Here is a 19,686-nt window from a genome sequence, read left to right on the forward strand (position 1 = left end):
TCAGGCGCTCGCGCGATTGATGCGGCGGCGCTGGACACTGGACGGGATGTTGAGGCTTTCGCGATACTTCGCGACGGTGCGGCGGGCGATATCCACGCCATAGCCTGTCAGGATTTCGACGATCTGGTCGTCCGACAGCACATCATCAGGCTTCTCGTTCTCAATGAGATTCTTGATCCTATGGCGGACTGCCTCGGCTGAATGTGCTTCGCCGCCACCTGTTGCAGGGATTGAGGCGGAGAAGAAGTATTTCAGTTCAAACAGCCCGCGCGGGGTCGACATGTACTTGTTCGTTGTCACGCGACTGACCGTGGATTCGTGCATCTCGATCGCGTCTGCGACCTGCTTCAGATTCAACGGCCGCAAGTGTGCGACGCCATGCGCGAAGAAGGCGTCCTGCTGGCGGACGATTTCACTGGCGACTTTCAGGATGGTGCGGGCGCGCTGGTCGAGCGACTTGATCAGCCATGTGGCCGATGCGGCGCATTCGGAGATGAATTCCTTTTCCTTGTCGCGCATCGGCAAGGCTGTGACTTCAGCATAATAGGCCTTGTCCATCAGGACACGCGGAAGGTTTTCTGAATTCAGCTCGACGGCAAACATGCCGTTGGGCATTTCGCGTACATAAACGTCCGGTGTCACCGCGACCGATGCATCGCCGGCAAAGCTCGAACCCGGCTTCGGTGACAGCTGGCGCAACTCGGTCATCATGTCGAGCAGGTCTTCCTTGTCGACACCGCAGATATCCGCGAGGCCTTTCAGGTCATGCTTGGCAACGAGTTGAAGATTTTTGACCATGGCTTCCATGGCAGGGTCATATCGGCCACGCTCTTGCAGTTGCAAGCCCAGACATTCCGGTATCGAGCGCGCCATCACGCCTGTTGGATCAAAGCCCTGGCATACACCCAATACGGCCTCCACATTCGCGATGTCAGCGCCGAGCGCGGTGGCGACTTCCTCCAGATCGGCACGCAGATATCCCGTGTCGTCGGTTTCGTCGATCAGGCGGGCCGCGATCAGTCGGTCGGCGGCTGAAAGGCCAGCCAGGTTCAGCTGCGTATGCAAATGTTCGTGAAGGGATATTTCGGAGCTTATATTGGCGGTATAGTCGAAGTCTTCCCCAGATCCGCCGCCGCTGCTGGCGGTGGACCAATCGGTTGTGGCCGATGGCCCGGAATTTCCGGCTGGCATCGCCGCATCCGAACCTGTGCCCGGTTCATAGACGTCTTCACCCGGTGCATCGAGTTGCTCGCGCGCCGCGCCGAGGCCAGATGTGTCATCCAGCGAAAGTTGTTCGCGATTTTCCGTTCTCGGGGCGTCGCTTTCCGCGCCACCTTCTTCTTCGGCCTTGTTGAGCAGGGGATTGCGTTCAATCTCCGCTTCGACGAATTCCGACAGTTCGTGGTTTGACAGTTGCAACAGCTTGATCGCCTGCTGAAGCTGCGGCGTCATTACCAGGGATTGGCCCTGGCGCATGTCGAGTGACTGTTTCATTCCCAAAGCCCGCGCCTTTTTCCTAAGCGGCGAACTGCTCACCCAGATAGACCCTGCGTACATCCTCATTGGTGAGCACGTCTTGCGGCGTACCATCAAACAGGACTTCACCTTCATACATCACATAGGCCTTGTCGACGATCTGCAAGGTTTCGCGCACTTGGTGGTCCGTGATCAGAACACCAAGGCCGCGCTGCTTGAGATAGCGGACAAGATCGGAAATGTCGGAAATGGCGAGCGGGTCGATACCGGTGAACGGTTCATCCAGTAGCATGAAGCTTGGACGCGATGCGAGCGCACGGGCAATTTCCACCCGGCGGCGTTCGCCCCCGGATAGCGACGTGGCTGCCTGGCCACGAAGATGTTCCACATGCAATTCGCTGAGCAGGCTATCGACCTGTGCCATACGCTTTGCCCGGTCTTTTTCGACCAGTTCCGCGACGGCCATCACATTTTCTTCCACGGTCATGCCCCGAAAGATCGAGGCTTCCTGTGGAAGATAGCCCACGCCAAGGCGCGCGCGCTGGTACATGGGTAAACGGGTCACGTCTTCGCCATCGATGGAAATCGATCCGGAATCCGCGCCGATCAGGCCCATGATCATGTAAAAGCAGGTCGTCTTGCCGGCCCCATTGGGTCCAAGCAGGCCGACAATTTCCCCACGTTGAAGGCTCAGAGACACATCCCGCACGACCTGTCGCTTACCAAAAGACTTGGCAATGCTGTTTACGACAAGGCCTTCGGCCGAATCCGTCATCTTTTCTGAATTCCCTCAATCTACTGGGATATTGCCACCCGGAAACAGGCTTAACCTTACATACTTAAGATCGGCTTCACGTGCGCGCCAAAATTTTTTCAGTTTCCTGACTGATTGTCCGGATCAATCACCATTCGGGTGCGTCCGTCACCCCCGTCCAGCGTTGTCCGGCGATTGCCGATCTCGACCCGTAATACGGCGCCTTCGGCCACGTCGCGCTCGCGCAACAGGGCCACATTCCCGGTCATGGTGATGATATCGCTGGCCGCATCATATACGCCGCGATCGCCCTTGGCCTTCATATCTGCCGTGATGTAGAAGACATTGCCCTCGGCGATCATTGTCTTGACCTGGCCGAAACCGCCGCCGACGCTGGTGGATTGCGTCGTGCCAGCCGGCTTTTCCGCAAAGATCATGGTCACCGTATCCGCGCGCAAGCGGGCATCGCCCTGCTGGATATCGACATTGCCGATCAGCAGCACCTTGCGCTCGCGCTCCAGACTCTCGGTACGTTCCGAATTGATGTAGATCGGGCCGCCTTCAGAAGAGATCTGCGCGGCGGCCGGCATTGCGAAGGCTGCCAGAGCGGTCAGCGAAACAAGAATTCTATTGAGAGCCATCTGTCTCACCTTCAATCGTTTCATTTGTGTCTTCCGGGGCAGGGTAGAGCACCGTTTTGACATTGCCTTTGCAGATGACGCGGTTGCCATCTTCCAGAACTTCATACGAGTCACAGCTGATATCGCCAAGAGGCCCTCTGCCTTGTAATGGCGAAAGACCTTCGACGCGCCCCTCATCGACGAACACGCGCGCGCCAGATGTCATGAAGGTGAATCCATTGGCATCCGCGATGCGGACATCCTCATACAGTTCCAGAATTCCGGCATCACGGTCATACATCCCCGATGGTGCGCGGATTTCGCTTCCAGTCTGGTCCAACAGAACAGGATTGACGAGATCGACCAGTGTACCGGTGGTTTGGCGCCGTCGCGCCGCATCTGCCGTGATGTTGAAGCTCTGCCCGACCGAATCCCGGCCTGAAAAACGCGGATTGAGCATGGTGACGGTTTCACCCTGTGCCACCTGGACAGGTGTCGCATCCTTCGCGATAGCGCTGCGCACAATATATCCAAGAAACAAGCCAATCGAGATGGCCGCGCAAGCCGAAAAGGCGAGGCGTAACAGGCGCACGCCTTGAGACCGCTTGCGGGCCTGGTCCAGCGTCAATTGGCGCCGCGGAGCCCATAATGATGCCGGATCGTGATGCTTGACGGCGTCCATGGATACGCGGTTGCCTGTTTTCTTAACTACAGTAATCGTTTAGCGGCCCATGCTCCGAAACAAAAGCGGCGAAGGCATGACGACTATGTCAGCTATGCGCAAAAATGTCGGTTTCTGCCCACCCGGACAAGTCGAGCGTCGCGCGAATTGGCAGGAATGCAAAACAGGCCTCGGCCAGTTCCAGCCGGCCTTCGCGCTTCAGCATGGCTTCCAGCCCGTCCTTGATCTTGTGCAGGTAAAGCACGTCAGAGGCGGCATACTGGAGTTGCGCGTCGGTCAGTTCGGCTGAGCCCCAGTCTGAGCTTTGCTGGGCCTTGGACATGTCAGCGCCTGCGATTTCGCGTGCGACGTCCTTCAGGCCATGGCGATCCGTATAGGTACGCGCCAGCTTCGAGGCGATCTTGGTGCACCAGATCGGCGCGCAATCGATGCCCATCCAGCGTTTCATCATCGATACGTCAAACCGCGCGAAATGGAACAGTTTGAGCACTTTCGGGTCGGTCAGGATTCTTTTGAGGTTCGGGCAGTTATAGTCCCGGTCCAGCTGTACCAGGTGGGCCGTGCCATCCCCGGACGAAAGTTGGACGAGCGTGAGATTGTCGCGCAACAGGTTCAGGCCCATTGCCTCGGTATCCACCGCCACAACAGGGCCAAAGTCGATACCAGCGGGCAGGTCGCCCTTGTGAAGAGTAATGCCGTTCATGCCGAGGCTCTAGCACTTCAGGCGTTAAGGGCAAGTATCTCCGCGCTCCGGAAACAATCGGCTCACACTTAGCTGCCGGTTTTCTTCAGCGCGACGAGGGCTGCGTCCAAGGCGGAGAGAAAGCGCGACCTATCCGACTTGGAGAAGGGGGCAGGTCCGCGGGCGATGCCGTCGCCGAGGCCTGCACGAAGATCGGAATGAATTGCGCGCACGGCCACGGCATTGCCAATTGAGGCATCCGTGAAGGGCTTTCCATTCGGGGAAATGACGGCTGCGCCCGCCTTCAGGGCGCGGTCGGCCAGCAGGATGTCCGCTGTGATGACGACCGACTCTGGCGTGGACGCTTCCGCAATCCAATCATCGGCCGCATCGAAGCCGTCTGACACGATTTTGCGGCTGACCAATCTGTGCTCGGGGATGCGGATGTAGGAATTGGCAACGATCACCACAGCCGTGTCATGGCGTAGTGCAACCTTGTATATCTCGTCCTTGACGGGGCACGCATCTGCATCGACGAGAATTTGTAGCGGGGGCGGCTGGGTGTCAGACATGCGAGACTACAGCTTGTGCACCAGACGGGGCAGGAAACGTCCTGGAATGGAGCCAGACTCGGCTTCTCCGGCGGGCTCTGCGCCCATGTGGACATAGAAGGGCGCCGCATCCGGATCGGCCTCGATCACCATCTCCTTTGCCCCCGAATCCTGTGCATAGCGGCACGCCCAGACATACAGCATCTTTCCGGTGCCTTCGCCGAGCCGGACCGGCTCGACAAATAGTTTGTCCAGATAGCTCGATCCGGTTTCATCAAAAGATAGTTGAGCTACCCCTGCCACACCGCGCAAATCCTCCGCCACAATGATGACGTCTGATTCCAGGTCGTCTTCAGTCAGCGTGAGTTCGCCCTGGAATGCGTCTAGCATGGCGTCGTCATAGTCCCACACCGCCTTTGATCGCAGGCACAGGTCCGACAAGTATGGCAATTCGTTCAGGCGTGGCGGTCTCAAGATCATTGGCAAGTCCTCCCGCCCGCAGGCACTGACGCAAGGCAAGGGCTTGCAGGCCTCGCCATTCCCCCCTCTTTTATCGGCAAAATGGAGGAAGTCACATGGCAACAGCACCAGTCCAAACCCGCATCACCGAAATGCTGGGAATCGAGAAACCCGTCATTCAGGCTGCGATGGGTTGGATCGCCCGCGCGCCACTCTCCTCGGCCTTCTCGAATGCTGGTGGCATGGGCATCATCGAGACGTCCTCCGGCGAACTGGATGCGATCCGCGAGGAAATCCTCAAGATGCATGACCTGACGGACAAACCGTTTGGTGTGAATGTTGCCCAGGCTTTCGTGCGTGACCCGAACATTGTCGACTTCATCATCGATCAGGGCATCAAGTTCGTCACGACATCTGCGGGCGACCCGATGAAGTACACGTCGATGCTGAAGGAGGCAGGCCTCACCGTGTTCCATGTCGTCCCATCGCTTCAGGGCGCGCTAAGGGCGATTGAAGCTGGCGTGGACGGCTTGATTGTCGAAGGCGGGGAAGGGGGCGGCTTCAAGAACCCGAAAGATGTTGCATCGATGGTTCTCATCCCGCTGGTTTGCGAACATGTGAATGTTCCCGTGGTCGCAGCAGGGGGCATAACCGACGGACGCAGTATGGCCGCTGCCTTTGCGCTTGGCGCGGAAGGTGTTCTGATGGGGACGCGTATCCTGTCTTCGGAAGAGAGCCCGGTGCACCAGAACTGGAAAGACGCGATCTTTGCTGCGGATGCGACCGACACCGTATTCCTGAACCGATCAGGTCCGGGGCCCGCACTGCGCGCCTTGAGTACGGAGCGTACAGAACGCATCCTGAAGGAAGGCGTAGAGAATATTTTCGGAGAATTTGCCGGGACACAGAAAGTCTATTTCGACGGAGACCTCGAAGCGGGAATTGCCCTTACGGGACAGGTCGCAGGGCGGATTCACGCGGTCAAGCCCGTCGCTCAAATCCTCGAAGAAACCCTGGCCGAGTATCATGAAGTCGTAGCTCGCCTGCCGAAATAGGCCGCGACCGGTCTGGTTTTTGCCGTGATTTATCGCTAAACGGCATTAACTGACCTGAGAGGACCCCATGACCAGAAAATCATTGCTCGCGGGCAGCGTTGCTGCGCTCGCCCTTGCCGTGTCCGCCTGTGGCGAGAAAGCGGAAACCCCGGAAACGCCCGCTGCAACCGAGGCGACCGCCAGCGAGACCGGGCTGCCGGAGATTGTCGTCAGTGATGAGGAACTCGCAGGTAATCCATTCCGTCAGGAGTGGACGGCCGACTATGGCGTACCGCCCTTCGCCGAAATCGATGATGGGCATTACATGCCAGCGACGAAGAAGGCGATTCTGGAGTTGCGTGCGGACATTGATGCCATCGTCGACAATCCGGACGCGCCGACATTCGAGAACACAATCGTCGCGATTGATGTTGCCGGTGGGTCGCTGAACAAGGTTTTGAATGTTTTTGGCAACATCACGAATACAGATACCAATGACACGCTGAGCGAGCTGGAGGCTGAAATTTGGCCCATGCTGACTCGCGAGATGAACGCGATCAATTTCAATCAGGACCTCTTCGAGCGTGTTAAGACCGTCTACAGCCAGCGTGATCGGCTGGGGCTGGATGAACAGGATGCGCGCCTGCTGGAATTGGTCCATCGCGAATTCGTCCGCAATGGCGCGGACCTTTCGCCGGAAGTCAAAACTGAGGTCGCCGCGATCAATGAGGAATTGTCGGGCCTGACCACCAAGTTCGGTCGCAATTTGCTCCTGTCGACCAAGGCTTTCAAGATCGAGGTCACTGACGAGGCAGAGCTTGTCGGCCTTTCAGACGATTTCAAAAGCGCCCTGAAAGTCGACGGCGAAGACAAGTGGGTCCTGACCGTTGACCGCTCTGTCTACGAAACCTTCATGACGCAGAGCGAGAACCGCGATCTGCGCGCGAAGATGTTCGATGGCTATCGCCTGCGTGCGTCCGAGGGCGAGTTCGATAATGGCCCGCTCGCGATCAAGATTGCCCAGCTGCGTGCCAAGCGTGCCGAATTGATGGGATACAAGTCCCACGCACACTACCAGTTGGAAACACGCATGGCCAAGACGCCGCAAGGCGCAGAGGAGTTCCTGCTCCGCGTCTGGGAACCGGGCCTCGAGCGCGCCAAGGAAGAACGCGCAGCCATGCAAGACATGGTTGGCGACGAATTCCAGATTGCCGGACATGACTGGTGGCACTATTCCGAAAAGGTCCGCCAGGATCTCTACGCCTTCGATGACAATGCGTTGAAACCATATTTCGAACTCGGCGCCGTGCGGGATGGGGCGTTCGATGTTGCCTCCAAACTGCTCGGCATCACGATCGAGCCGGTCGAGGTTGACGGCTGGAATCCGGTTGTGACCGCGTATGACGTCAAGGATGCGGAGACCGGTGACCATCTCGGCCTGTTCATGGTCGATATGTATGCCCGCGATTCCAAGCGTGGTGGAGCGTGGATGAGCTCGTTCCGCGACACGTCCAACGTCAATGGCAACAATATTCGCCCGATCATCACCAACAATCTCAATCTGATCACTCCGGCCGAGGGTGAGCCGACCCTCATGCGGTTTGACGAAGTTGAGACGCTGTTCCACGAATTCGGCCACGGCCTGCATGGCTTGCTGACGCAGATCCGGTATTCCACATTCTCCGGTGTTGATGGTCCTCGCGACTATACCGAATTTCCCGCCCAGATCCTTGAGCATTGGGCTGGCGCCCCCGAAGTGCTTTCGACTTATGCAAATCACTACGAAACCGGCGAGCCCATTCCGCTCGAACTGATCGACAAGATGAACGCTGCTGCGACCTTCAATCAGGGTTTCAAGACGACTGAGTTCATCGCTGCGTCGCTGCTGGACTTGCGTTGGCACATGCTGACTTCGGAGGAAGCCGCCGAAATCACCGATGCCCGGGCATTTGAGCAGCAAGTGCTGGAGGAATACGGCCTGATCCCGGAGATCGAACCGCGCTATCGCAGCCAGTATTTCAGCCACATCTTCGCGGGTGGGTATTCGGCAGGCTATTACGCCTATCTCTGGTCCGAGATTCTGGATGCCGATGGCTTCACCGCGTTCCGCGATACAGGCGACATCTATGATCCCGAACTGGCGGCACGGCTGAAGAAATGGGTCTATGAATCTGGCGGTCTGCGCGAAGCAGACGAGCTGTATCGGAATTTCCGTGGCTCCGACCCAACCATCGAGCCGCTGTTGAAGCTGCGCGGTTTCTCTGAGCAGCAGCCAAGCGAGGGCTGATCGGCGCGCGGTCGACATCCAAACAAAAAGCCCGCCGGAAATATTCGGCGGGCTTTTTCATGTCAGTAAAGTCAGGCGTGTCTCAGGCAGATTGTTCGACAGCTTCGCGGCAGACAATCGCTTTGACTTCATCTTCCGTATTCGCTTCGCGCAAGGCGTCACGTACGGCGCTCTGGCGGAATGTGCGGCTTACCTGTGCCAAGGCCCGCAAATGGTCAGCGCCCGAAGATTTCGGAGCCAGCAGCATGAAAATCAGGTCGCAAGGGCGATCATCAATCGCTTCAAAATCGACGCCGTGGACCAGTCTCAGGTAGCCACCAACAGGCGCGTCGATGCCTTCAAGGCGGGCGTGCGGGATGGCAACGCCTTCGCCGACACCGGTCGATCCGAGGCGCTCGCGCTCCATCACGGCATCCTCAATCTCACGCAGGCCAATGCCTGTCGCCTCGGCAAGTGCCTCTGCGAGCGCGTGAATTGCCTGTTTGCGGCTTTTCGCTTCCAAAGATGGTATGATTACCCCGCCCGCGAGCAGGGATGTCAAATCAGTGGCCATGAAGTTACTTTCCGTGTTCCGGACTAGTTCCTCGGGACGTTCGCTGGATCCACCCATCCAATATGACCGTCTGGTCGGCGGTAGACCATATTAAGCCCGTCATGGCCAGCATTTCTGAACATTAGGGCCGGCACTTCCTGCAGTTCGAGCTGCATAACAGCCTCTGAGACGCTCATTGTCCGAATTGAGTGCGATGTTTCCGCGACAGTCAGCGGTGTGTCATCCGGCTCTTCGTAATGCTCTTCCTCGGCGGCATCGTGACCATTCACCTGGAATACGGCTTCCGGAGCCAGCTCGTTCGGCATTGGAGCCGATGTACCGGCATGATGGTCCTTCAGTCGGCGCTTGTAGCGACGCACCCGCTTTTCCATCTTGTCGAGGCTGTTTTCCAGCGCAGCATAAGGGTCTTCCGCCTTGCCGGTCGATTGGAGGATAATGCCAGAGGGCAGGTGCACGTTGCAGTCAACTTCGACGAAGGGGCCCTGTTGGGACACGAAAACGCGGGCGTCGCCGGTTCGGTTGAAATACTTACTGACTGCCGCCTCCAGTCCGTCTTCGATGCGGCTCCGCAGAGCCTCTCCGAGATCCATATGCTTGCCAGTAATCTGTATCTGCACGGGCGGTCTCCTTTGTTTTTTCAGGATTCAAGTATGGCGCAGAATTGCCAATGAGGCGAATCGAATTCCTCACTTTCCTGACTTGGGAAGGGGAAGAACCGCCCTCAAGAGCCGAGCGATACATTGCGTGTGGAATATGTATTCTGGCGTCACTGCAGTAGGATGCACCTGCAATGACTTGCATGCCCGTTGGCATCAAAAATTACATGGTTTCAATGTCGTATGATGAGTTCAGTTAGGGTAACCTGATTTACATCTTCGCGTAGTTACTTGAATTAATATCTCTCCATCAAGGATGAACTCAAGGCATGTCGACCGGTGAGCCCGAGGAACCGAATAAGCCGGCAGTCATGCTGGTTGAAAGTGATGCCATGTTCCGGGCCACGTTCGAGCACGCCAGCGTGGGGATCGCGCATGTGGGCCCTCAGGGACAATGGCTGAACGTCAACCAGCGCGTCTCCGAAATTGTGGGCTATCCGCGCGACGAATTGCTCAAGATCACGTTTCAGGACATCACTCACCCGGATGATCTGAATCTGGATGTCGGTCTCCTCAACGAGGTGCTTGAGGGCAGGCGCGAGACCTATCGGATCGAAAAACGCTATTACCACAAGTCTGGCCGGATTGTCTGGGTCTTGCTTTCGGTCAGTTGCTTGCGCAATCCGGATGGCACGGTCGCCTACTTCATTTCGATCCTTCAGGACATCACCGAAAAGAAGCGCATCAGCCAGGCGCTGGCAGACAGCGAAACCCGGTTCCGCGTCGTGCAGGAAACCAATCCGGACGGATTCATGATCCTGCGAAGCCTGCGCGCCGTTTCCGGTGAGATCGAGGATTTCGTCTGGGAGTTCGTCAATCCCGCAGCAGAACAGCTGACGGCGCGCTCGGCGAATGTCCTGATCGGCAAGCGGCTATCGAAAGTCATGCCCGAGGCCTTTGCAAGAGGTCTGTTCAACGTCTTTTGCAACACGGTAGAGACCGGAACGCCTTGGCGGCGAGAGCTTTACTATCCAGACAATGGCGTTCCGCGCTGGTTCCGCTTCACGGTCGCTCGGGTCGGGGACGGCTTCGCTGTGTCATTTCAGGATGTCACCGCGCGCAAGCAGGCCGAACTCCAGTTGCATGCAAGCCAGCAACGCCAGCGCACCATTCTCGATGGCATTGTTTCGATGATTGGTCTTACCACACCCAGTGGGATCCTGCTGGAAATCAACGAAGCGTCCCTTCGACTTACCGGAGCAGCGAGCCAGGACCTTGTCGGGAAGCCTATCTGGCAGCATCCGGCATGGTCTCACACGCGCGCGATGCAGGATCGCCTGATCTCGGCCTTTGCCAAGGCAGAAGCGGGACAACGCATGCGGTTCGATGCTGAAATTCGGGATTCTCAAGGCTCGCTGATCCCGGTCGACGTACAATTGGCACCCATCTTCGACGAATCCGACCAGGTGACAGACATTGTCATGTCCGCAGTGGATATCTCGGAACGCAAGCGGGCCGAAGCACATCGCGAAATGTTGCTCAGTGAACTGAATCACCGGGTCAAGAATTCGCTGGCGACCGTTCAGGCCATCGCCGCCCACACGCTGCGGGAGGCGACAGACTTTGAAGGCTTTCGCCAATCATTCACCGGGCGCCTGCGCGCCATCGCGGCCAGCCATGACCTGCTTGTATCCACGACGCAGGACTCATCGGATATTTCTCGGCTCATCCGGGATCAGGTTCTCGGCTATGCGCCCGCTGATGGCACGCGGCTGGAAATGACGGGGCCGCCGCTTGTCTTAGGGCCGCAAGGGTCACACGCTTTCGGATTGATCCTGCACGAACTGGCCACGAACGCGTCCAAATATGGTGCGTTTTCGAACGATAGCGGACGGCTCAGCATCCGCTGGTTCATAGAAGAGGCTGGCGATGATCCAGACGTGGTCATCGACTGGATCGAAATGGGCGGTCCGCCGGTGGTGCCTCCCAGCCGGAAAGGCTTCGGTAGTGTGCTTATCGAGCAGAGCCTGTCACACTCTCTTGGCGGGAAATCGAACTTAACCTTTGACCCGAAAGGATTAAAAGCTCAATTTCGCTTTCCAGCTAGAAGGTAGGGGGACTATGCTGAAGATATTGCTTTTGGAAGACGACTTCCTGATTGCTTTCGATATGAAGGCGCAACTGGAAGATGCTGGCATGGAAGTGGTGGGGCCGGTCGCGAACAATGAGGACGCCAAAGCGCTCATTGAGCCGGGATCCATCCAGGCGGCTGTGCTCGATATGGATCTCGGAGGGGTCGCCTCTTTTCCGACGGCGCATCGACTGAAGGAATTCGGAATTCCGTTCGTGTTTGTTACCGGCAATAATGAGGCAGATTTGCAAGATGGGCTTGCCGATAGTCCAATCCATACAAAGCCAGTACATTTTCCGCGCCTGATCGAACAGTTGAAGGGTTTCGCAAACCCTGACTGAAGCGTGGTCTACATGGCCCTCACGGGGCCTTTGATGGGGGTGCCAGCCTCAGGATCGGCCGGCTTACCGGCATTGCGCCCATAGTCATGCTTCTTCAGCAGGCCCCGGAATTGATGATAGGAGAGTCCTAGCAGGTCTGCGGCGCGGCCCTGATGGCCTTGTGACAGGCTGAGCGCTTCATCAATCAATTGCATCTCGAAGGCAGCGACCTGCGCGCTGAAATCGGCGGCGATCTCTGGATTGTCGCGAATGCGTACCGGGTCGGCCCGAAGCGTCTCGGAGTGACCGGTCTTGCCGGCCCCGATCGGGCGCCAGGGAGAATCGAATGGGTCGAGTACGGCCGGATCGAACAAGACCGGTTCGTCCGGTGCCATCAGCATGGCGCGATGTGCGAGCCTTTGCGCGAAATTGCGCAGTTCACGTACATTGCCGGGCCAGTCATGAGCTTCGATAGCGGCGATGGTCGAGGGGGCAAAACCGGGGAAATCCTGCGCCATTTCGATCGCCATACGCCGAGCGAAATGGTCGGCCAGCAGGCTGGCATCACCAGGTCGGGCCCTGAGCGGAGGTAGGGTAATGACATCAAAAGCAAGCCGGTCCAGAAGGTCGGCGCGGAATTCGCCTGCCTCCACCATGCCCGGCAGGTCGGCGTTTGTGGCGGCCACGATGCGAACATCCGTTGAGAGTACTTTTGATCCGCCCACCCGCTGAAATTCGCCATACTCGACAACACGCAGCAATTTTTCCTGAACCTGTGCGCTGGCGGTCGCTATTTCGTCGAGGAAGATCGTACCGCCATCAGCCAGTTCAAACCGGCCCCGCCGCATTTCAGTCGCGCCGGTAAAGGCCCCGCGCTCATGCCCGAACAGCTCAGAATCCAGCAGGGTCTCCGACAGTGCGGCGCAATTGACCTTTATGAATGGACCATCCCAGCGCTTCGACAGGAAATGAAGGCGTTCGCCGATCAGCTCTTTGCCTGTGCCTCGCTCCCCGATGACAAGAATGGAGCGATCCAGCGGGGCGACACGGGATACATGCTCCTGCGCGCTCAGCCAGGCGGGCGCCTGCCCCAATAATTGCGTACTTTGATCAACCATTTAGTCAAAATAGCAAAAATTAGAGGCAAAACATATAAAAAAATTGGCTAAATACACCAAATTATAAAAATCAAATAGTCCGAAATACCTAAAAATACCAAATAAAACAAAGATCTATAAAATTAATTTTGAACTGGCACGGTCCTTGAAATGACAGAAGGGCTCGGAGCGACAGGGCGTTGCTCACAAACACAAGAAGGACAAACTGAAAATGGAAGATCGCTACAACACTTCGGAAGCCCGCTCGGATGCTGGCCGTTTCGGTCGGTGGCTCGCGACGCGCCCGGCGGAAAGCTGGATGTTCTTCGTCGTCGGCATCTTCTTCGGCGGTCTGTTCTTCTAATCCTCCCCCCACTCACGAAAGGACACCAAAATGGGCTTGTTCTCCCGACTCGGTGACATCATCAATTCCAACATCAACGCGATGCTCGACAGCGCCGAAAATCCTGAAAAGATTGCCCGGCTCATCATCCAGGAAATGGAAGATACGCTGGTTGAGGTTCGCACCGCCGCGGCCCGCGCCATGGCAGACAAAAAGGAAATGGAACGCGAAATCGTCCATTTCACGCAGACCCGCGACGAGTGGGCTGCAAAGGCTGAATTGGCCATCGACAAGGGTCGTGAAGACCTTGCTCGTGGCGCTCTGACAGCCAAGCAAAAAGCTGATGGCGAAATCGAACGCCGCAAGCTGGCAATGGACGCGGCTGAAGAAGCCTTTGAGAAGCGTCAGGACGATCTGGCCAAGCTTCAAGCCAAGCTCGATGAAGCGAAGGCAAAGCATCGGGCACTGATGATGCGTCGTGAAGCTGCTGAACAGCGCATTCGCATCCGCAGCCAGGTCTATGACGGCAAAGTGGATGACGCGCTGGCTCGTTACGGCAATATCGAGCGCAAGGTCGATGAAATGGAAGCCTATGCTGACACGATCAAGGGCCGTGAACCGACCCTCGAAGCCGAATTCGCCGCGCTGGAGCGTGACGAGAGCGTCGAGAAGGAACTCGAAGCCCTGAAAGCGAAGCGCGCCAAGTCATCGGCGAAGTCTTCCAGCAAGAAATCGGAGGACTAATCGATGTTGTTTTCACTCGCTTGCCTCACCGGCTTCATGACGCTGGTTTGCGCTCCGGGCCTTATCGCCCAGGCGCGCGCCAACCGGCAGCAATCTGCTGACGAGGCCGCCTGATGGATGAGTTTATTCCAATCATAGCGATCGTCTCGCTGTTCATCGTCCTCCCGGGCATGATCTTCCACTACATCACCCTGTGGCGGAAGCAGAAAACCCTGATGCCCGACGATGAGCGCATGATGGAGGATCTCTGGCGCTCGGCCAAGGCGATGGAACGCCGGATCGAGACGCTCGAATCTCTCCTTGAGCAGAGCGAAGCGGACAGCCCCCGCAGGCCGCCTCGTTCTTCCCGCCCCACTTTTGACGACTAAGGACCCAGACATATGTCCCGCCAATCCCGTGCCTACCGTGATACAGCCCCAGAAGGCGACCAGTACGGCTCCCCGAATCCGAAGCGCTACTACCGCTCGCGCCATGACAAGGTCATTGCCGGTGTCTGTGGCGGCCTTGCCGAACGCTTTGGTTGGGAACCCATCCTGGTGCGCCTGCTGGCCGTGCTCGCCTTTTTCTTTGTCGCCGGGCCGATCGCCCTGATCGCCTATATCGTTGTCTGGATGATCACACCGCGGACACCTTTGGGCGGTCGTACCATATCACCGGAAGAAGATGTCTTCTGGCGCAATGTGAACGATCGCCCCAGAGCCACTTTCGGGAACCTGAAATACACTTTCATGGATCTCGATGAACGCCTCAGGGATATCGAACGCAAGGTCACGTCTGACGAGTGGCGCCTGCGCAAGGAATTCCGCGACCTGGAGCGTGGCAACTAGACCGCGCCCATTCACCCTAACCATCCGACAAGAAGGACCGGAAAAATGCGTAAGGGGACGCTACTGACGAATAACTGGCTGCTCGGAGGGATTTCCATCCTCATCCTGATGATGGTACTCTTTCTCTCTAGCCTCCAAGGACAGACAGCACTGGAGTTCGGCGGGCTTCAGATGACGTTTGCGCCGCACGAAGAGGGGGGCGTTCGCCTCAGCATCGCCCGCTCTTTCGGCGATTCAGACTTCACCGCGCTTTAAGGCACGAACAATCAGGCGCATGGGGCTGACCGCCTCAAGCGCCGCCACTTCGGCGGGGGACGGCCCGCCAAGGCACATGGCCGCCAGCACCCGGCCGGCCCAGGGGCCCCAGGTAAAGCCGCGCGCGCCAAAACCGTTCACCATGAATATGCCCGGCAACACGGGGGCGTCCGCATCGACAGGGCGCCCTTTTCGCATGCCGGAAAATGTCTCCAGCGCTGCAGGATAATCGGGCACGGCGCCGACCAGGGGCAATCGATCAGCGGTGGTCGCACGAATGGCAGCGCGAGACTGAACGGGCAGCGACGTTGCGCTTCGTTGCCACCATGGAGACAATTGTCGCAATGCGTCGGCATTGGTGGCGCGGGCAGCGGCGGACGTTGCAGCCGGTACACCATCTTCGATTTTTTCAAACGTAGCGCCCCAGAGCCTCTGATCTTCCAATGCCAGTGCGTAGTGCCCGCTCGCCATTGCCTCTGCTTGAACGGGTGTGGCGTCCGCGACGCTCTCGACCTGACCCAATCGGCCTTCCAGCCCGACCCAGCCAAGTTGCCGGTTCGTCTCCATGGCGGTGGCGAGGACGATGATGTCGAACACCTCGGCATTCACCAAGCGATTCTGAAGCGAAACCTCGACCGCTCCGGTCCGAACCTGAACATTGTCAAGCAATCCGGAAATGATCCGCGCAGGCTCAAGGATCAGTGCGCGCTTGTGGAGCAGGCCGCCGCCCGAAATGGCTTCAAGGTCTTCCAAAGGCAGAGGCGGGTCCGCGAGCAATTTCGCGAACCGGGTCTGCTCGGCCTTGTCCTTTGGCATTTGGCGTACGGTGGTTTCGTGTGCGCCTTCCATGCCTGAATAGGCGCGGCGGGCGGCAAGATAAGCGTCGATCAGCAAGCGGGCTTGCGCCGTGTCGCCCGCATCGAGCCGAGGCATCACAAGGGCCAGCGGATTGCCACTTGCGCCGCTTGCGGGACCGGTGGGGTCAAACACAGTCACATCTGCGCCGCGCTGCGCCAATGTGTAAGCCGCGCTCGCCCCGGCGATCCCTGCGCCCAGAATGGCGACCTTTTGGCTCGGGCCACTATGCGCGCGCAGGCAGTAGATGTCCGGCTTGGCGGGAGAGGCAAGTGCCAACCTTGCTTCCAGTCGCTGCCGCTTGCGTCCGTGTCCCGGTGCTTTGGCGACATCGAAGCCGACCTCTGTCAGTCCGCGCCGAACTGCGCCTGCCACGGTGAACGTGCCGATGCTTGCGCCGGGCTTGGAGCGCTCTGCAATCAGTCCGTAAAGATCAGCTGACCACATGGCTTCATTCTTTGCCGGGCTGAATCCGTCGAGAAACCAGGCATCGGCCATGAACTGGCTCTGTGGCAGCGTGTCATGAATATCGCCGAGATGAAGCGTGAGAGTCACGCCGATATCAGGCCAGACAAGGTGGTGAACACAGCGCACAGGCCCTGGCCAATCGGCGAGCAGTCGCGCTGCCAAGCATGCCAGTTCCGGCCACGCGCCCAACGCGCGCGCCGCATCAGCCTCAGTCAGGGGATAGCCTTCGAAGCTGACAAAATGGAGCCATGCATCCGGGGCTGGCCGGTGCGCTTGCCACAGTTCGCACAAGGCGAGGAAGTTCAATCCTGTGCCAAATCCGGTTTCGGCTACCGTGAATTCGGTCTTGCCGGCCCAGGCTTCCGGAAGGCCGCAGCCCTGCAGGAAAACCGCGCGGGTTTCGGCCAGTCCATCCCCCGCCGTGAAGTACACGTCCCCCGCCTCGCGGGCGACGGGCGTGCCGTCGTCCTTCCAGTCAATCATGGGATGCGTGAGCAAGCGGGCCATGCGAGACGGGTTAGCCGGGCAGTACCGTTTTGAACAGTCCTCTGCGGCTGCATGCTTTCTGACACCGAATTAATCGGATCGCTCTTGTCCGTCGCGCGTTGATTGAATGACCGCGATCATGCGGCCGACACAAACAAACTGAAGGAGACCCAAATGGACAAGGAACATCTCAAGGGCGGTGCCAAGGAAGCTGAAGGCGAAGTCAAGGAAACTGTCGGTGAAATGACAGACAACAAGAAGATGCAAGCCGAAGGCAAAATGGACAAGGCCGAAGGCGAAGCCCGCAAGACAGCGGGTGACGTAAAGGACGCCGTCAACAAATAGGCGACCCCCTGAACCACTGTGAAAGCCGCTCCACCCGGGGCGGCTTTTCCTTGCGTGCTGCTTGATGGCGCGCCACATAGAGCCTCTCAGCAGAAGGCATGCAATCATGAGTGAGTTTGAGATCAAGCGCGAAGACGGAGAGACCGGCGGGCGCTATGTCACCTTGGTCAACGGCCACGAGGCCGAGATGACCTATTCGAAGGCGGGTACGGAGCGGATCATCATCGACCATACCGGCGTTCCGAAAGCGCTCGGCGGCATGGGTGTCGGCGTAGCCCTGGTCAAACGCGCGGTTGAGGATGCGCGCCGGGACGGAATCAAGATCATTCCGCTGTGCCCTTTCGCGAAGGCGCAAATTCAAAAACATGCAGAATGGCAGGATGTACTGGCATGACCACGATACCCATCACCCATGATGAAAATCATATGCGTTACAGCTATTTCGAGAACGGGCTGGAAGCGTATCTGACCTATGAGCGTCCGCGTACCGGGCTACGCCATATCACGCACACGATCGTGCCGGGAGAACTGGGTGGACGCGGCCTTGGCAAAAATCTGGTGACGCGTGTGATGAATGACATCATTGCTGCGGGTGAGACGGTCTCTTCGTCTTGCTGGTTTGCAACGGCACTTATTGAAAAGACGCCGGAATGGGCTGCCCTGAGGGGATGACCAAGCCTTTCTGGAAAACCACACCACTGGCTCAGATGTCATCGCAGGAATGGGAATCCCTCTGCGACGGCTGTGGCAAATGCTGCCTGCTCAAACTGGAAGACGAAGACACCGGTGAGATCGCTTACACGCGACTCCATTGCCGCCTGTTTGACGGGGATAGCTGTCAGTGTGCCGATTACAAAAATCGCAAGAAGATCGTCGAAGACTGCGTGATTCTTACTCCGAAGAAGGTCGAGGAAATCCGCTGGATGCCAAAGACCTGCGCCTATCGCCTGATCCATGAGGGCAAGGAGCTGCCGGACTGGCACTATCTCGTATGTGGTGACCGCAGCCGCATCCACGAAGAGGGGCATTCGATCCGGGGACGCACCGTTTCCGAGGACACGGTCTTCGATGAGGACACAGAAGACTGGGTCGTCGACTGGGAAGGCAATGAACCCTAGACGCCGACCACTTCACTATTGGTCGCCTCGGTCTTCAGCCATTTGATGAAGTTGCGCACATCTGGCGTCAGGTGACGGCCTTTCGGGTAGACGATCCAGTACCCGAAATCGATCAGGTGGGAGCCATCCGCGAAGGGCGCGACCAGCCGACCAGAGGCGAGATCCGCTGCTGCAATCGCGCGTTTGGCAAGCGCCACGCCGCGCCCGGCGGCAGCTGAAACGTGGGCCGCGTGAGCCATCAACATCTTTCACATTCCGCGCACGCAGCCAGCTGGCCCAGTCGGGGCAGGACGGGTCATTCTCGTTGCTCTCATCATGGATCAGTGTGTGATGCCGCAAATCCGAAGGCTTACGGATCGCGTCGGTTCCTTCCAGCAGGGCAGGGGAACAGACCGGCAAGACAGTCTCGTCCATCAGCTTTTCAGATTTCAGGCCGTCATAATTGCCCCGGCCATAGCGGATTGCGAAATCGGCATCGGCCGTGGTGAAATCGGTCAGGCCCATATCGGCCGAGATCCAGGCCTCGGTCTCCTCATGTTCCCGGTGGAAGCCATCAAGGCGGGGCGCCAGCCATTTCGCGGCGAAGGACGGCGCAGATGACACCATGACCCGGCCTTTGCGCGCTGGAGCCTGCATGATCCGCCCGGCTTCAGAAATTCTCTCGAATGCATCGCGCACCAGCGGCAGGCTGGCCTGGGCGGCATCTGTCAGCAAAACTGAACGGCCTGTGCGCTTGAACAGGGGCGTGCCAGCATATTCTTCCAGCTGCCTTATCTGTTGTGAAATCGCGCCGGGCGTGACATTCAGCTCTTCGGCAGCCTGTGTAAAAGACAGCCGCCGCGCGGCGGCCTCAAAAGCTCTCAGCGCGTTCAATGGGGGAAGTCGGTCGGATGAGTCTGACATGGATAGTTTCTCTAAAGGATCGCTGTAGGGGTTCATGCTTGCGTCCGCCGCGTCAAGAGCCATTTTGACACCTGACTGATCAGCTTGCCTAAAAAGAGGT

General features: G+C 58.0%; 24 protein-coding genes and 1 pseudogene. 13 read left to right on the top strand and 12 right to left on the bottom strand.

Features of this window, described 5'->3' with window-relative positions:
• The 7 genes from rpoN to L53_RS14635 form a co-directional block, all read right to left on the bottom strand.
• Complete coding sequence (rpoN, locus tag L53_RS14605; RefSeq protein WP_199285735.1) at positions 1 to 1,494, bottom strand: RNA polymerase factor sigma-54; 1,494 nt, start codon at positions 1,492 to 1,494, stop codon at positions 1 to 3.
• 22 nt (positions 1,495 to 1,516) lie between these two features.
• Positions 1,517 to 2,251, bottom strand: a complete 735-nt coding sequence (gene lptB, locus L53_RS14610; protein WP_034817035.1) for an LPS export ABC transporter ATP-binding protein — start codon at positions 2,249 to 2,251, stop codon at positions 1,517 to 1,519.
• A 98-nt stretch (positions 2,252 to 2,349) separates the two neighbouring features.
• Positions 2,350 to 2,871, bottom strand: coding sequence for an LptA/OstA family protein (locus L53_RS14615; protein ID WP_051608017.1), 522 nt, complete (start codon positions 2,869 to 2,871; stop codon positions 2,350 to 2,352).
• Positions 2,858 to 3,532 (bottom strand): hypothetical protein, encoded by a 675-nt coding sequence (locus L53_RS14620; protein ID WP_051608018.1) that lies wholly within the window; start codon positions 3,530 to 3,532, stop codon positions 2,858 to 2,860. Before L53_RS14620 ends, L53_RS14615 begins: the two co-directional genes overlap by 14 nt.
• An 88-nt stretch (positions 3,533 to 3,620) precedes the next feature.
• Entirely contained in the window at positions 3,621 to 4,235 is a 615-nt protein-coding gene (locus L53_RS14625; protein ID WP_034817038.1) for a ribonuclease D, read from the bottom strand.
• A 68-nt stretch (positions 4,236 to 4,303) separates the two neighbouring features.
• Positions 4,304 to 4,786, bottom strand: a complete 483-nt coding sequence (locus L53_RS14630) for a YaiI/YqxD family protein (protein WP_034817040.1) — start codon at positions 4,784 to 4,786, stop codon at positions 4,304 to 4,306.
• Between the two features lie 6 nt (positions 4,787 to 4,792).
• The gene (locus L53_RS14635; protein WP_051608019.1) at positions 4,793 to 5,245 is read right to left on the bottom strand and encodes a GNAT family N-acetyltransferase; all 453 of its coding nucleotides are present in this window, start codon (positions 5,243 to 5,245) and stop codon (positions 4,793 to 4,795) included.
• A 95-nt stretch (positions 5,246 to 5,340) separates the two neighbouring features.
• Between L53_RS14635 and L53_RS14640 the strand changes: the two genes are divergently transcribed.
• Positions 5,341 to 6,279: a nitronate monooxygenase family protein gene (locus L53_RS14640; RefSeq protein WP_034817043.1), complete on the top strand. Its 939-nt coding sequence runs from the start codon at positions 5,341 to 5,343 to the stop codon at positions 6,277 to 6,279.
• A 67-nt stretch (positions 6,280 to 6,346) separates the two neighbouring features.
• Positions 6,347 to 8,545, top strand: coding sequence for a M3 family metallopeptidase (locus L53_RS14645; protein WP_034817045.1), 2,199 nt, complete (start codon positions 6,347 to 6,349; stop codon positions 8,543 to 8,545).
• Between the two features lie 82 nt (positions 8,546 to 8,627).
• Here the strand turns inward: L53_RS14645 and L53_RS14650 are convergent, their stop codons facing one another.
• Together L53_RS14650 and hpf are read right to left on the bottom strand one after the other, a co-directional pair.
• Complete coding sequence (locus L53_RS14650; RefSeq protein ID WP_034817047.1) at positions 8,628 to 9,098, bottom strand: PTS sugar transporter subunit IIA; 471 nt, start codon at positions 9,096 to 9,098, stop codon at positions 8,628 to 8,630.
• A 23-nt stretch (positions 9,099 to 9,121) separates the two neighbouring features.
• Positions 9,122 to 9,715: a ribosome hibernation-promoting factor, HPF/YfiA family gene (gene hpf / locus L53_RS14655; RefSeq protein ID WP_034817049.1), complete on the bottom strand. Its 594-nt coding sequence runs from the start codon at positions 9,713 to 9,715 to the stop codon at positions 9,122 to 9,124.
• 308 nt (positions 9,716 to 10,023) lie between these two features.
• On the opposite strand from hpf, the gene L53_RS14660 reads away from it, so the two are divergent.
• Positions 10,024 to 11,808, top strand: a complete 1,785-nt coding sequence (locus L53_RS14660; protein ID WP_034817050.1) for a PAS domain S-box protein — start codon at positions 10,024 to 10,026, stop codon at positions 11,806 to 11,808.
• Between the two features lie 7 nt (positions 11,809 to 11,815).
• Positions 11,816 to 12,166: a response regulator gene (locus L53_RS14665; protein ID WP_034817052.1), complete on the top strand. Its 351-nt coding sequence runs from the start codon at positions 11,816 to 11,818 to the stop codon at positions 12,164 to 12,166.
• A gap of 8 nt (positions 12,167 to 12,174) precedes the next feature.
• On the opposite strand, the gene pspF is transcribed toward L53_RS14665, so the two are convergent.
• The gene (gene pspF / locus L53_RS14670; protein WP_034817054.1) at positions 12,175 to 13,263 is read right to left on the bottom strand and encodes a phage shock protein operon transcriptional activator; all 1,089 of its coding nucleotides are present in this window, start codon (positions 13,261 to 13,263) and stop codon (positions 12,175 to 12,177) included.
• Positions 13,264 to 13,474: 211 nt separating this feature from the next.
• Between pspF and L53_RS17625 the strand changes: the two genes are divergently transcribed.
• From L53_RS17625 to L53_RS14690, 5 genes are all read left to right on the top strand, one after another.
• A complete protein-coding gene (locus L53_RS17625) occupies positions 13,475 to 13,606 on the top strand; it encodes a hypothetical protein (protein WP_255342029.1) in 132 nt (43 codons plus the stop codon).
• A 30-nt stretch (positions 13,607 to 13,636) separates the two neighbouring features.
• On the top strand, positions 13,637 to 14,329 hold the full coding sequence (pspA, locus tag L53_RS14675) for a phage shock protein PspA (RefSeq protein WP_034817055.1): 693 nt from the start codon (positions 13,637 to 13,639) through the stop codon (positions 14,327 to 14,329).
• Between the two features lie 113 nt (positions 14,330 to 14,442).
• Complete coding sequence (gene pspB / locus L53_RS14680) at positions 14,443 to 14,697, top strand: envelope stress response membrane protein PspB (protein ID WP_034817057.1); 255 nt, start codon at positions 14,443 to 14,445, stop codon at positions 14,695 to 14,697.
• Between the two features lie 12 nt (positions 14,698 to 14,709).
• Positions 14,710 to 15,156 (top strand): envelope stress response membrane protein PspC, encoded by a 447-nt coding sequence (gene pspC, locus L53_RS14685; protein WP_034817059.1) that lies wholly within the window; start codon positions 14,710 to 14,712, stop codon positions 15,154 to 15,156.
• A 45-nt stretch (positions 15,157 to 15,201) separates the two neighbouring features.
• Entirely contained in the window at positions 15,202 to 15,411 is a 210-nt protein-coding gene (locus L53_RS14690; RefSeq protein ID WP_034817061.1) for a hypothetical protein, read from the top strand.
• Here the strand turns inward: L53_RS14690 and mnmC are convergent.
• Complete coding sequence (gene mnmC, locus L53_RS14695) at positions 15,391 to 17,241, bottom strand: FAD-dependent 5-carboxymethylaminomethyl-2-thiouridine(34) oxidoreductase MnmC (protein ID WP_034817063.1); 1,851 nt, start codon at positions 17,239 to 17,241, stop codon at positions 15,391 to 15,393. The two genes, L53_RS14690 and mnmC, sit on opposite strands and share 21 nt — an antisense overlap.
• Before the next feature lie 153 nt (positions 17,242 to 17,394).
• Between mnmC and L53_RS14700 the strand changes: the two genes are divergently transcribed.
• The 4 genes from L53_RS14700 (at position 17,395) to L53_RS14715 (ending at position 18,683) form a co-directional block, all read left to right on the top strand.
• Positions 17,395 to 17,565: a CsbD family protein gene (locus L53_RS14700; RefSeq protein WP_084333513.1), complete on the top strand. Its 171-nt coding sequence runs from the start codon at positions 17,395 to 17,397 to the stop codon at positions 17,563 to 17,565.
• A gap of 106 nt (positions 17,566 to 17,671) precedes the next feature.
• On the top strand, positions 17,672 to 17,959 hold the full coding sequence (locus tag L53_RS14705; RefSeq protein ID WP_034817075.1) for a GNAT family N-acetyltransferase: 288 nt from the start codon (positions 17,672 to 17,674) through the stop codon (positions 17,957 to 17,959).
• On the top strand, positions 17,956 to 18,237 hold the full coding sequence (locus L53_RS14710) for a GNAT family N-acetyltransferase (protein ID WP_034817077.1): 282 nt from the start codon (positions 17,956 to 17,958) through the stop codon (positions 18,235 to 18,237). Before L53_RS14705 ends, L53_RS14710 begins: the two co-directional genes overlap by 4 nt.
• Positions 18,234 to 18,683, top strand: a complete 450-nt coding sequence (locus L53_RS14715; RefSeq protein WP_034817079.1) for a YcgN family cysteine cluster protein — start codon at positions 18,234 to 18,236, stop codon at positions 18,681 to 18,683. Before L53_RS14710 ends, L53_RS14715 begins: the two co-directional genes overlap by 4 nt.
• On the opposite strand, the pseudogene gcvA reads toward L53_RS14715, so the two are convergent.
• Positions 18,680 to 19,586: pseudogene (gene gcvA / locus L53_RS14720) on the bottom strand (transcriptional regulator GcvA). The gene L53_RS14715 and the pseudogene gcvA overlap by 4 nt on opposite strands.
• Positions 19,587 to 19,686: the final 100 nt, after the last annotated feature.

Origin of the sequence: Hyphomonas sp. L-53-1-40 (assembly GCF_000682775.1) — a bacterium.
Lineage (GTDB): Bacteria > Pseudomonadota > Alphaproteobacteria > Caulobacterales > Hyphomonadaceae > Hyphomonas.